Raw genomic sequence first — 12,497 nt, 5'->3', positions numbered from 1 at the left:
TTCCATGGCGCTTGAACAGGACAACACCCCGCCTTTCCTGATTTTCCAAGGCGGGCCGTTTTATAATCTGCAGTTGAAAGCGAATTTGGTCCGTGGCGGTGATCTCAATCCCCTGACCCGCGCGCTTATCTTCGTAACTGTTGCGTGGGGCGTGCCGCTTCTGTTGAGCCTGATAGCAGGTACCGCTTTCGGGATATTGGAGGCACGTCCCTATCTGCTCGATCCTGGCGCCTTTGCGCGGTTCTTTCTGGCAATCGGGCTCCTCGTCTTTGCCGAATCCCAGATCGAGAATCAGCTTCGCGATGGCGTGCACCAGTTTCTCACCGGTCAACTTCTCGACGCAAATTCACTTGCGCCCGCGAGGGCAGCGGTCCGGAAAGCGCTCAAGCGCCGGGATTCGCGGTTGGCTGAACTGGTCTGTCTGGCGCTGGCGGTCCTCGCATCGGCATTCGTGATATCAAACATGCAGGATCAGACATCGTCGTCTTGGGCGGTAACGATCGATGCCGGGGGACGATCCCTCAGCCTTGCGGCCTGGTGGTCTATCGTCGTCAGCAACACTCTTTTCTGGTTCCTGCTCATGCGCGCCACGTGGCGGCACATCGTATGGGCGCTGCTGCTCCATGATTTCTCAAGGTTGCAAACAAGACTGGTGGCAACCCATCCGGACGGCCATGCAGGGCTAGCTTTTGTCGGCCGTTATCCAAACGCCTATGTGCTTTTCACGGTCGCCGCAGGCTGCGTAATCGCGGCGGCTGTGACGCATCAGGTTTTGCACGGCACAGTCACGGTCGCGGCGCTTGGTGCTGTCATGGGCCTATGGCTCGCCGTCATATTCGTCTATTTCGGCATACCGTTGATCGGCTTTGCCCGTGTGCTTTCAAAACTTAAGCGGCAGACATTGCTCGCGGCAGCCGCACGGGCAACCGAATATCAGCGACAATCCGAACGCAACACGCTCGGCAAGAACGTTATCGACGATGACGAGAAGGTTGCGAAGGACACTGAAATCCCGGATCCGGGCAAACTCTACGAGGCGGCAAAGAAGCTCTCGCCGATGCTGGTGACGAGATCGACGCTTGTTCCGGTTTCCGCCGCGGCGCTCTTGCCATTCGTGGCTATCGGCCTGACACAGCTCCCGGTCAAGGAGCTGGTCCCCGTCCTGAAGCGCCTGCTGCTGCTTTGAAACCAGCTGGTATCCGCCCTGGGGGCCCGAGCGTGTCCGTAACTGTCCGACTTCGCGGTGGGTGCAAGGGAAAGCGAATTCGTCAATCTCCGGCCCCGCCCGGGCGGGGCAATGGGAAGGGTGGCACCCTGTTTGCCCTTCATAATGCTGTTCCAAAACAGCGTCGGCAGCAACGATGTTACAGTAACATCGTTGCAAGAAATCTGGCCTCAACGCATCGTTGTCGTAGTGGAGGCGTTTCTCACGCCAATTCCTGCTAAGACACTGACACAGGCTTACCGCATGAAACGCATTCTGCCAGCTCTTTTGATCCTGCTCTGCGCCTCCGAGATCGCCTCGGCCCAGTCGCTGCAATCGCGCATGCTTCAGCGGCAAACGGCTCGCGCCATACGCAATGCAGGGTTCTGGTGCGACAAGATCACAGACGCCAGGATCGACAAGGCACGATCCGCCGGCGGCCCGACGATCGTGCGGGTGACCTGCGACGACAAAACGACATTCGCCCAATACCGCCTGACGATGAACGCCGACAACAGCAAGATCGCGAAGATCGAACCCTGGAAATGAGCTTCTCCAGCCTTCGCCCTACTTGACCTCTTCGATGTCGGGCAGTTTCCATGACTGGTCGAAATAAGTTTGAAGCGGGCCATAGAAGCGGAAGTAAGCAAACTAGGCTTTGCCGGGCAGCGTCGGAATCCAGTTCTTCTCCTTGCCTTCAGGCGCCTTCGGGCCAAAGTAAAGGTCGTACGACCCATCGGGGTTCTTGGTGATATCGGTTCGCGACGATTTGTCAGCGACCTGCTGCTCATTGTCGATCAGCACGCGGGTGAGCGAGTCGTAGAGCGTTACCGACCAGAAGAGCTTTGCCGGGACATCCGGCGGCACGTTCAATTTGTAGGATTTGCCGCCGTCGAACCAATTGCCATTGGCATCCTGGTGCGCACCGAGATAGGCCTGACCGACACCTGGTATCCTGGTCACCATACCATGGGAGGTTGTCACCGCCTCGTAGAAATACTTGGCACGTTGGTCGAGCTGCGTATAGCCGGTAGCCTCCTGCAACGGATCGAACAGGATGACATAGTCCCAGCGCGAATCCGGCCTGTAACGGGCGCCTTCCTCGCGTGTCGCAAAGGAGTTTGCCTGAGCCATGAGTTCGCCGGTCACCGCGCCTTCGGTCAGGATTTTCTTCTGGCGTTCATCCGGGTTGAACGGCTTGCCCTTTTCGATGCCAAGCGGGCGCAGCATCGCCATGATCATCCGGTCGCGTTCCATGACCGGCTCGCGCTGCACGATGTCGTTCAGACGTTCCCAATAGGCAAGGCCACGTGGCGGCACCTGGCTCCAGCTACGGCCTTCGGGCCGGATCAGCTTGACAGGTTTCGGTTTCTCGCGCTCCGCAAGAGGATAGATCTTGACGCTTTCGACGAGAGCCTTTGCCTTTTTCGGATCGGGATCGAGCACCCGGAAGGCGAAGAACACATTGTTCGTCGGCGATTGAATGATTGTATATCCTTTGACCTTCGGAGCTTTCTGTCCGGGCGCAAGCAAAAGATATTTCGCTCCCTTGCCCTTGTCGGGTCCGGTCTCGCCCATGTCGGTGAGCGGCCGTTGCCAGAAGTCCCCGACACCCCCGGCGGTTGCCCCGGCAGGATAATCGATCACGAGCGGCCCTGTCGCCGAAAGGTCTGGAAACCCGCCAATGTAAGGCGTCGTGGCATTGGCCGTCAGGATGCCCAGCTTGTCCTTGACGCTTTCATAGAGAACCAGATCGGTGTTGCCTGCGCCAAGGTCCTTGCGCGTCGAAGCCTGCCATTCCGCGAACCCGACAATCGGCAGAGCCCAGATGTAGGCTTGGGTGGCACGCTAATAGTCGAGCTCGTCATAAAGTTTTTCGATAGTGGCCTGATTGGCGGGAAGTCCGAAACTGGTCGGGACGTCACCCATCGGGAGATTGATGTCTTCCGCAATGACGGGTGACGAAACAACGGCCAGCAATAAGGCAGCAAACGGGATTGCAAAGAAAAGTCGATGGATCATTCTGCACACCCTGAATGAGCAATGTGATACGTCGGCTCCAGAGTTGTCTCTGATGGCAGCGGAACAAGTACGTAACTGTTAATTGGATGCGTCAGCCACCGGGGCAGGCAAGGTGAAGCCTGCCTTCGTCAACCCGGCACCAAGCTGATCCACTATCTCCGGTGAATAGCGGCGGGCCGCCATATCGGACCGGAATGATGCCGGGAAATGCTTGCGCTGGGCGTTCAGACGTTTTGCAGCTTCGTTTACGTCTCCGGCATTTTCCGTCTGGCCCGCTGCCGCGAGTTCGAGAATGTTGGCGATATAGTTGTCTGACCTGCCCATCTGCTGCACGCGAAGCAGAGCTTCCGCAAATTCTCCGCGCCGGTAGGCATCGAGCGCAAGCGTGAGCCCGGCATCGCTGGGCGGGAGGCCGTCGATCATACCAGCCTTGATCGCCATCCCAGCACCTTCTGCCCATCTGCCTTCGGCAAACAGCATTGCTCCCAGCCTGGCCGGGATGAGGCTATTACCGGGATTGAGTCCGATTGCGCGGTACCCGGACGCGAAAGCTGCTTCTGTCTGGCCATTGCGGAATTGTGCCAGCATTTGCGCGTAGCCGGCGCGGTCGGACATAGGGGCGAGCGAAACGGCTTTGTTTGCCAGCGTCAGCGCCCGCGTAGTCAATTCGGTCGGCGCTTCGGGTGCGTCCAACTCGAGATCGACGATTGCGAGTTCGGCGTTGATGTCCGGATCGTTCGGCGTGGCCAGCAGCGTGGTGTCGAGGCAGGTCCGCGCATCTTGTAATTGGTTCGCGTCGAGCTCTTCGAGAGCCATTGCGGAGCGCAGGATGCAGCCATTACCGAACGTTGGCGACACCAGTTCCCGCGTCAACTCGAGGCCGTTGATCACGCCGCGCGTACCGGCAAACCGGTTTGCCAGGTCCGTGACAAGTTCGTGGCGAACGTCGATACCCGGCCTGTTGTCCGCGTCGACACGCTCGACTCCCGAACGCAAGGCTTCTCCCGTGGCAGGATTGATAACCTGCCACCACACCGAACGGTCGTCGTCGGCAGGATGATATTTGAGGATTACCTGATAGGGAGCATCTGTTCGGCGTTCAGAACCGAACAGGGAGCCGGCCGCCAATCGAATGACATTTCCGCTCGTATCCGCCGGCATGTCTCCTGCAGCAAGCTTGAGGGTCTGATATTGTGACAGGGCCGTCATCAGATAATCGCGGATCAGTCTGGCTTCGGTGTCCGTCTGGTCACCGGCCAATTTCATCTCGATGGCAACGTTTGGCTTCTCCGAAAAAACGGGACCCCTGCTGGAAAGAAACCACAAGAAACCGCAAGCGGCTGCAGCAAGTCCTGCAAGGACGAGCCTGCGATCGGAGATGGTATTCCACCACCCGGAATTGATGTTCCTGAATTCGGGAGCGTCCAGGAGGTCGGCTTCGTCAAGAGTTTCAGTTTGCGGCGGAGCCTTGGTGAAAACCGGAATATAGCGCCCGCGCGGTAGCTCGATGCGAACGCTACCTTCTTCGGCGTGGGTTTCGTAATACTGGGCTAGAGAAGCCCGAAGCCGTGTCGCCTCTATACGGACAATTGGATCGGTCGTGGGATCGAAGCTGCAGGGGCGGCCAAACACATCGACAGCGATCGTATAGGCCTTCACCGCAGCAGCGCGACCCTCGAACATTTCGTTGGCTACGAATCGCAGGAAATTCCTGTTGCGATCCGTCGAGTGAAACTGGGGATCGGACAAGAGCCTGTCCAATTCCTGCTTCGCCTCCCGTTCGGTGACCCTTTCGGTTTCTGGTGCGTCGACATTGACGTCAACTTCCATGGCACACCCCCCGTGCTTTCCGCCCGGGACAGAATTGAACGGAACAGGCGAAGAAGCCATAGGGTGAATACCCTAGGTTGTACCGGAATTGTACTGAGACACTCGGTCTCAACCAGAATTGATTAGAGAAAAGAGGATATCCGACCGGGTATCCGGTCACGGCATTTTGTTGCGCGCCGCAATGCAGATGTCGATGACTTCATTCTCGATATCGGAACACAAGGTTTCGTACTCGATCAGCAGCTTGTCGTCCGTGGAGCCATTTCGCCGCAAACGGTCGAGCGTGGAACTGGCTTCGTCAAAGGCGTCGCACAGGCTCACCAAGGTAGAATTCCGGGTACTGAGCATCTGCAGCTGGCCGCGCATCGCCGGTAGCTTGAGCATCAATTTCCAGAGTCCCCGTTGGGATGAAGCCGTCGACATTGCCTATGCTGAACCTCCGCTTCGGTCAGGCCATGAACTAATCCATTCGAGCTATCCGGCAAAATGCCGAATACGCGGTTTCCATCCAGAGATAGTGCATAATAGATACTCGCGGCGGGAGTACGTTACGGTAAAAGCCCCCAAGGACATGTCCTAAGGGACGGAAAATATTCTGATCATGGCCATCGTGGAGGTATCGCTCCGCCCTTTCTACCCTTGCTTTTGTTACCGTTACGCACTCCCTCAACCTGCCGGGTAGAGGCAATCCGAATGGGTAGGTATTCGATGGGCGTCAACTTCCAGTTCGCCCTCGGCAAGTAAGCCGGAAGGCTGCTGTAACTGTTACGTACTTACAAACCGGCACTCCAGTGGCGAACGTGTTCGCGACGAACAAGGCCCAACGACCCCCATGGAACATGCGAATTCAAAATCCCCGTCTGATGTGATTTCGGTGGACCTGTCCGCACGGCGTACCGGCATGTCATTCCAGCGGACCCGCATGAGCGCCGACCGCACCTTGATGTCGGTGATCCGCACCTCCCTCTCGCTGATCGGCTTCGGTTTCACGATTTTCCAGTTCTTCCAGAAGTTGCGCGAAGCGGGCACGCTTCCCCATGCCGCCGCGCCACGCAATTTCGGGATCGCGCTCGTGCTTCTCGGCATATGTATGCTGGTGATCGGCATCATCTATCACACGCAATTCATGCTCGAACTACGCCGTACCCGGGAAGAGATGGTCAGGGATGGTCTGATCCACGGTGAGAGTCGCTATCCGGTTTCGTACACACTTGTGACGGCAGTGATCCTGCTTCTCATCGGTCTCTTCGCTGTCGCCAGCATGGTCTTCAATATCGGCCCGTTTCAGGACGGAACGGGCAGCTGATTCCACGAGTAAACCCTTCACAGAGGAGTTATGAAATTGGCCAAAGATAAAAAGAGCGAGAAACCGAAAAAGGGCGGCGGCAAACCGAATATCCTGGTGATCTGGGGCGATGACATCGGCATCTCCAATCTGAGCTGCTACAGCCGGGGTCTGATGGGCTACCAGACACCCAATATCGACCGCCTCGCCAAGGAAGGCATGATGTTCACCGACAGCTATGGTGAGCAGTCATGCACGGCCGGAAGATCATCGTTCATAACGGGCCAGAGCGCTTATCGGACAGGTCTCTCCAAGGTCGGCATTCCGGGCGCAGCGAGCGGACTTCAACCCGAGATCGTTACGATCGCAGACCTGTTGAAAAATCAAGGTTATGCGACAGGTCAATTTGGCAAGAATCACCTTGGCGACCTCAACAAATTCCTGCCGACTGTCCACGGTTTCGATGAATTCTTTGGCAATCTCTACCACCTCAATGCCGAGGAAGAGCCTGAAATGTATGATTATTTTCCGGAAAAGGACTTTCCGGGCCTTCGCGAAAGCATCGGGCCGCGCGGCGTGATCCATTCCTGGGCACAAGATAAGGACGATCCAACGGAGGAAAAGCGCTGGGGCAGAGTAGGCAAGCAGAAAATCAAGGACACCGGGCCGCTGACCACCAAGCGGATGGAAACCTGCGATGAGGAATTCGTCGACGCAGCCAAAGATTTCATCAAGCGGCAGAACAGCGCCGGCAAGCCATTCTTCGTCTGGCTCAACACCACACACATGCATCTGTTCACGCATACGAAGAAATCGAGCCTCGGGCAGGCCGGGCGCTGGCAGTCTCCCTATCACGATACAATGATCGATCATGACAAGAACGTCGGCGATATGCTCGACTATCTCGACGAACTTGGCATCACCGAAGATACATTCGTCATGTATTCGACCGACAACGGACCGCACATGAACTCGTGGCCGGATGCAGGCATGACCCCATTCCGCAGCGAGAAAAACTCTAATTGGGAAGGCGCTTTCCGTGTTCCAATGCTTGTGCGCTGGCCAGGAAAGATCAAGGCAGGATCGGTATCGAACGAAATCATCCAGCACCACGATTGGTTGCCGACCTTCCTTGCGATGGCGGGCGATCCCGACGTCATGGACAAACTCAAAAAGGGCTACACCGCCAACGGCAAGCCATTCAAGAACCACATCGACGGCTACAATCTTCTGCCCTATCTCACCGGGCAGGAGAAGGGCAGCCCGCGGAAGCTCTTCGTCTATTTCAGTGACGACGGCGACGTGCTCGGCATCCGCTACGACAATTGGAAGGTGGTATTCATGGAACAACGTTGTCAGGGCACCATGCGGATCTGGGCAGAACCATTTACACCGCTGCGGCTGCCAAAGCTGTTCAACCTGCGCACTGACCCCTATGAGCGAGCGGACGTGACCTCCAACAGCTATTACGAGTGGTTCCTGTACCACGACTATATTCTGTTCGGCGCCTACATGATCGCGGACAAATTCGCGGCGACATTCAAGGACTTTCCGCCCAGTCAGAAGGCTGCGAGCTTCACGATCAACGATGCGCTCGCGAAAATGGCTGAAGCAACCAGCGGCAAATTCAACTAGAGATCGTCGAGGGCGGCTTCGCAAGACAGCCGCCCTCTGTCCGTCAATTGGCAAGGGAAAGAGGCATGACGCTGGCGCAGATCATCGGGTTCGCGATCAATGCGAGCATGTTCCTCATTGTCTTCGCACTTGGATTGAGTGCGACGTTCAATGATGTGACGTACCTGTTCCGGAGACCGGGGCTGCTTGTCCGCGCCATTCTTTCGATGAATATCATCATGCTGGTGATCGCGGTCCTGCTGTCGCTGCTGTTCAATCTCCACCCGGCCATCAAGATCGCGCTTGTTGCGCTCGCCGTTTCGCCGGTGCCGCCGGTGCTGCCGGGCAAGCAGGAAAAGGCCGGGGGATCGGCCTCCTATACGATCGGCCTGCTGGTGGCCACCGCGCTGGTTTCGATCATTCTCGTTCCGATTGCAATCCGCCTATTAGGCAGTTCGTTCAATATCAACATGCACGAACCGGCGAGCACAATCGCATCCGTCGTGCTGCTGTCGGTGATCGGCCCGCTGGTCGCGGGTGTCGTCATCCGTCATTTTGCGCCTGACCTTGCCAAGCGCATCGAACGTCCGATCTCGCGGTTTGCAACCCTGCTGCTGATCGTCGCCGTCGTGCCGGTCTTGTTCATTGCCTGGCATGCCATCTCGGCCTTGGTCGGAAACGGAATTGTCATCATACTGGTGCTGTTCACCCTTATTGGCGTCGGCATCGGTCACTTTCTTGGCGGTCCCGATCCCGATGACCGCACGGTGCTCGCGCTGGCCACGGGAACGCGGCATCCTGGCGTTGCACTGGCAATCGCCAGCTTGAATTTTCCTGAAGAAAGGGCTGTGATGGCGGTCGTGCTTTACCATCTTGTCATCGGAGCTATTGTCTCGATACCCTATGTCAGATGGCGCACGAGCATTCATGCGCTCCATCCGGAGGTGAAATGATGCTAAACCAGCAGGAACGAACGCAAAGCACATCTGCTCCCTTCGATAATATGGTCTGGGTTCCTGGCGGCGAATTTCGCATGGGTTCTGACGATTACTACCCCGAGGAAGCCCCTGCACACAGGGTGCGGGTCAATGGTTTCTGGATGGACAAGTTTACGGTGACCAATCGCGACTTTGCCCGTTTCGTCGAGGCGACCGGTTATGTCACGCTTGCGGAAAAGCCTGCCAATCCCGATGACTACCCGGGCGCCTTGCCGGAAATGCTCGCGCCGTCCTCGACGATGTTCAAGAAACCTTCCGCACCAGTCGATATGAGCAATCATTTCAACTGGTGGGTGTATGTGCGAGGCGCTAACTGGCGTAATCCGCGGGGGCCCGCCAGTACGATCAAGAAACTTGCCGATCACCCGGTCGTTCACGTCGCCTACGAAGATGTCGAAGTCTATTGCCGCTGGATCGGCAAGGAATTGCCAACCGAAGCCGAATGGGAATTCGCCGCTTGCGGTGGCCTGGATGGAGCCGAATATGTCTGGGGCGATGAGTTCACCCCCGGCGGAAAATATATGGCCAATACCTGGCAGGGCGATTTCCCCTACCGGAACACGCTCGACGACGGCTTCGAGTATACGTCTCCGGTCGGGTCCTTTCCGGCCAACGGCTATGGTCTTTACGATATGGCCGGCAATGTCTGGGAATGGACGACGGACTGGTACCAGGAACACGGCAAGATAACGAGCCCCTGCTGCACGGCGGACAACCCGCGTGGCGGCACGCTCGAGGAAAGCTTTGATCCGAGCCAACCGGAAATCAAGATTGCGCGCAGGGTTACCAAGGGCGGGTCGCATCTTTGCGCGCCGAACTATTGCCGGCGCTACAGACCGGCGGCGCGCATGTCGCAGCCCGTCGACACGTCTATCTCGCATCTCGGCTTCCGCTGCATCGTCCGGCCGGATCGCGAAGGATAGAACGCGCGATGCTCAGGGACCTGTTGATTCAGCTCACGGAACCAATCGTCTCGATCATCGATATCTTCGCCTTGATCATCATCGCAATTGGCACGATCGATGCGTTTATCAACGGCACAAGGGTGATGTTTTCGCACCCGGAAGGGCATCACGCCGTAAGGCATGTGTGGATGCGCTATTCGCGCTGGCTGGTGGCGGGACTAACCTTCCAGCTTGCGGCCGACATTCTTGAAACCTCGGTCACTCCGGCTTGGGATGATATCGGCCGCATTGCGGCGATCGCGGTGGTCCGCACCTTTCTCAACTTCTTTCTCGAACGCGACCAACGTGACATGGGCGAACTCCAGCGCAATCCCGACTAGAGCGTTGATGACATCACAGGGCTGGGGGGCAGGCTTTCATGCACAGAGCGACAGGAACTTATTGAGCGACTACATCGGCTGCCGCGATCATTCGTTTACCCGCGCACTTTCACTGAAATTGTGGTGCCCTTTTTGCCCGTTGAAATATGGATCGTGCCGTCGAGCGGACGAAGCCGCGCCTCCATGCCGGAAAGGCCGACGCCGACGTTCCTGCGTCTTCGCCTTTCGATGCCGACGCCGTCATCCTTGACGGTAAGCGACAGCATTGAATCGGGTTCGCTTCCTTGGCGAACCAGCCTGATCGTCGCCTTGCCGGCATGCGAGTGGCGATAGATATTGGTCAACGCTTCCTGAACGATGCGAAAAATAGTCAGCTCCACATCCTGTGGAGGTCGCTTTGCCGCCAGCACGGGATCGACCCTCAATTCGATTTCCAGTCCGCTTCGCTCCTCAAAACCGACAACGAGAAGCTCCAGGGCATTCGGAAGGCCGGATTCATCAAGCATGGGAGGATGCAGCAGGTAGGATAGTGTCCGCAATTCCTCATTGCTTTGCGAAATGAGTTTTGACGTGCGCGCCAATGCCCGCGAGGTTTCGTCGTCGCTATCGGGCAGGCGGGATTTTACGTTCGCCAGTTCCATTGCCGCGCCGATCAGATGTTGGCCGGTAGAGTCGTGGAGGTCCCTGGCAATAGAACGGCGTTCCTCATCCTGCGAAACCAGAAGGCGCTCACTGACTTCGCGCAGGGACTCGTTTGAATACATCAACGCAATAGAGCGGCGGCGTGCCAGCCAGGCCGTCGCGAGAAACGCCGCAAGGGCGATGGCCAGAACGGTACCATAGACTCGCACCGACTGCCGCCAGCCTGCAAGCAGGACATTCTCGTCAATGCCGTAGGTTACATAGAATGGGAATCCTTCGACCTTCCGGTAGGCCACCAGGCGGTCGATGCCTCCCGAAGACGAAACGTGATGAATCTCACCCGATACCGGATTCTCGGCCGTCGCCTGCCGGAACCAATCAGGTACGATTGCGCCACCCTCCCAGAACGGGACGTTCACCACGACTTCCCCGTTCTCGCGCAGAAATTGGGCAGCGTCCGAGGGAGACGCTGCCCCATCGAACAATCTGGTGAAATAGTCGATGGGCATCGTGATCAGGATCAAACCGTCGAACTTTCCATCAGCCCTATGCAGCGCCTTGCTCATCGATAAAGACGGTTTCTCGTACGCCCGACCGATCAAGGGCTCGCCTATGAACGTGATGTCCGAAGGATGGTCCCGATGATATCGGAAATAGTCCCGGTCCGACACGTCAAGCAAATTGTTCCGGAAGCCTTCGCTGGTAGAAACGAGTTTTCCGTCGTGGTCCACGAGGGCAATGAATCCCGAATGCTTCAGATATTGTTTCTGGGTGGCAAGAAATTTGACCACACGGTCCGAAGACGCGATTTCCGGCCACGATATGGGTTCGATCTCGGAGGAAATACCCTGAAGCACCATGTCGTTCGCCTCGAGTATCTTGCTGACATAGGCTTCGAGCAGGGCGGTCTTCTGGCGCAACTGAATTTTCGATTGCGAGACCATCCGGTCCCGGCTTTCGAAAACACCGACGATGAACACCATTATGATGACGCCGACGCTCATGAGCAGCAAGAGACCGTATGGCACAAGCGGGAGCGCGGGGGCGTTCATCGGTACGCTGGGCGGCAAGGCTTTCCCGTCCGGGAGCATAAGGCCAAGACGCCGCAAAAATGCCGGAACGGCTGCGATGCTCCAGCGATCATTGGACCTACGCAGGATTTTCACCGGCTGCTCCCGACATAGCGCTTCAACATGCGCGGTATGATTTTGATTTCCTGCCCGATCATCGTCCCCGAGTGGCGTTTCCCCCATGATACGCCGTTATCCCCGTACAGCATATCATAAAACAGCTCTTTACTCGCGGATGCGGTAAAATTGATCCGCCAGGAAATCTTCCCCTGCAGACCGAGAATTCAGTCGATGGGGACGCCGAGGATATCGTTCAGATGGCGGAGACAGCGCGCGGCCTGCTTCTGGTTGAGCAGATCAGCAAATTCAAAGCCTAGGCCGTTTTCAATTGTGTCCAAGATGTGCAAGCGCGGTTCGCAACGGAGCATCCGAGACCTGGATAATGCCGAGATAGGGGTGAGCCATGTCGATAATCAGGAATACCGCCCCCGCTACCGACAGTCCGCACATAAGCAACATGCAAATGCTGCGTTTGCTCATCAGTTCA

At 57.1% G+C, this 12,497-nt stretch carries 12 protein-coding genes and 1 pseudogene; 7 read left to right on the top strand and 6 right to left on the bottom strand.

Annotated elements, in window-relative coordinates:
• Nucleotides 1-4: 4 nt before the first annotated feature.
• Together ACSQ3H_RS24300 and ACSQ3H_RS24295 are read left to right on the top strand one after the other, a co-directional pair.
• Nucleotides 5-1,186, top strand: coding sequence for a hypothetical protein (locus ACSQ3H_RS24300; RefSeq protein WP_436119686.1), 1,182 nt, complete (start codon nucleotides 5-7; stop codon nucleotides 1,184-1,186).
• 282 nt (nucleotides 1,187-1,468) lie between these two features.
• Nucleotides 1,469-1,753 (top strand): hypothetical protein, encoded by a 285-nt coding sequence (locus ACSQ3H_RS24295; protein ID WP_436119685.1) that lies wholly within the window; start codon nucleotides 1,469-1,471, stop codon nucleotides 1,751-1,753.
• Nucleotides 1,754-1,855: 102 nt separating this feature from the next.
• Here the strand turns inward: ACSQ3H_RS24295 and ACSQ3H_RS24290 are convergent, their stop codons facing one another.
• From ACSQ3H_RS24290 to ACSQ3H_RS24275, 4 genes are all read right to left on the bottom strand, one after another.
• Entirely contained in the window at nucleotides 1,856-2,917 is a 1,062-nt protein-coding gene (locus tag ACSQ3H_RS24290; protein WP_436119991.1) for a DUF1254 domain-containing protein, read from the bottom strand.
• Between the two features lie 135 nt (nucleotides 2,918-3,052).
• Nucleotides 3,053-3,226, bottom strand: coding sequence for a hypothetical protein (locus tag ACSQ3H_RS24285; RefSeq protein WP_436119684.1), 174 nt, complete (start codon nucleotides 3,224-3,226; stop codon nucleotides 3,053-3,055).
• Nucleotides 3,227-3,304: 78 nt separating this feature from the next.
• On the bottom strand, nucleotides 3,305-5,056 hold the full coding sequence (locus ACSQ3H_RS24280) for a hypothetical protein (RefSeq protein ID WP_436119683.1): 1,752 nt from the start codon (nucleotides 5,054-5,056) through the stop codon (nucleotides 3,305-3,307).
• A gap of 156 nt (nucleotides 5,057-5,212) precedes the next feature.
• Nucleotides 5,213-5,440 carry a hypothetical protein gene (locus tag ACSQ3H_RS24275; protein ID WP_436119682.1) on the bottom strand — a complete coding sequence of 76 codons (228 nt, stop codon included), beginning with the start codon at nucleotides 5,438-5,440 and terminating at the stop codon, nucleotides 5,213-5,215.
• Nucleotides 5,441-5,930: 490 nt separating this feature from the next.
• Between ACSQ3H_RS24275 and ACSQ3H_RS24270 the strand changes: the two genes are divergently transcribed.
• The 5 genes from ACSQ3H_RS24270 (at nucleotide 5,931) to ACSQ3H_RS24250 (ending at nucleotide 10,238) form a co-directional block, all read left to right on the top strand.
• Nucleotides 5,931-6,362, top strand: a complete 432-nt coding sequence (locus ACSQ3H_RS24270) for a YidH family protein (protein WP_436119681.1) — start codon at nucleotides 5,931-5,933, stop codon at nucleotides 6,360-6,362.
• 36 nt (nucleotides 6,363-6,398) lie between these two features.
• On the top strand, nucleotides 6,399-7,976 hold the full coding sequence (locus ACSQ3H_RS24265) for an arylsulfatase (RefSeq protein WP_436119680.1): 1,578 nt from the start codon (nucleotides 6,399-6,401) through the stop codon (nucleotides 7,974-7,976).
• A gap of 65 nt (nucleotides 7,977-8,041) precedes the next feature.
• Nucleotides 8,042-8,908, top strand: a complete 867-nt coding sequence (locus ACSQ3H_RS24260; RefSeq protein ID WP_436119679.1) for a bile acid:sodium symporter family protein — start codon at nucleotides 8,042-8,044, stop codon at nucleotides 8,906-8,908.
• Entirely contained in the window at nucleotides 8,905-9,876 is a 972-nt protein-coding gene (locus tag ACSQ3H_RS24255) for a formylglycine-generating enzyme family protein (RefSeq protein WP_436119678.1), read from the top strand. Before ACSQ3H_RS24260 ends, ACSQ3H_RS24255 begins: the two co-directional genes overlap by 4 nt.
• Nucleotides 9,877-9,884: 8 nt before the next feature.
• On the top strand, nucleotides 9,885-10,238 hold the full coding sequence (locus tag ACSQ3H_RS24250; protein WP_436119677.1) for a DUF1622 domain-containing protein: 354 nt from the start codon (nucleotides 9,885-9,887) through the stop codon (nucleotides 10,236-10,238).
• Nucleotides 10,239-10,333: 95 nt separating this feature from the next.
• On the opposite strand, the gene ACSQ3H_RS24245 is transcribed toward ACSQ3H_RS24250, so the two are convergent.
• Both ACSQ3H_RS24245 and ACSQ3H_RS24240 read right to left on the bottom strand, forming a co-directional pair.
• The gene (locus ACSQ3H_RS24245) at nucleotides 10,334-12,046 is read right to left on the bottom strand and encodes a cache domain-containing sensor histidine kinase (RefSeq protein WP_436119676.1); all 1,713 of its coding nucleotides are present in this window, start codon (nucleotides 12,044-12,046) and stop codon (nucleotides 10,334-10,336) included.
• 288 nt (nucleotides 12,047-12,334) lie between these two features.
• A pseudogene (locus ACSQ3H_RS24240) lies at nucleotides 12,335-12,475 on the bottom strand (DUF4239 domain-containing protein); the annotation flags it as partial.
• Between the last annotated feature and the right edge of the window lie 22 nt (nucleotides 12,476-12,497).

The sequence above is a fragment of the Phyllobacterium sp. LjRoot231 genome (assembly GCF_964253365.1).
Taxonomy (GTDB): Bacteria; Pseudomonadota; Alphaproteobacteria; order Rhizobiales; family Rhizobiaceae; genus Phyllobacterium.
This window is presented reverse-complemented; position numbering and strand designations above follow the sequence as displayed.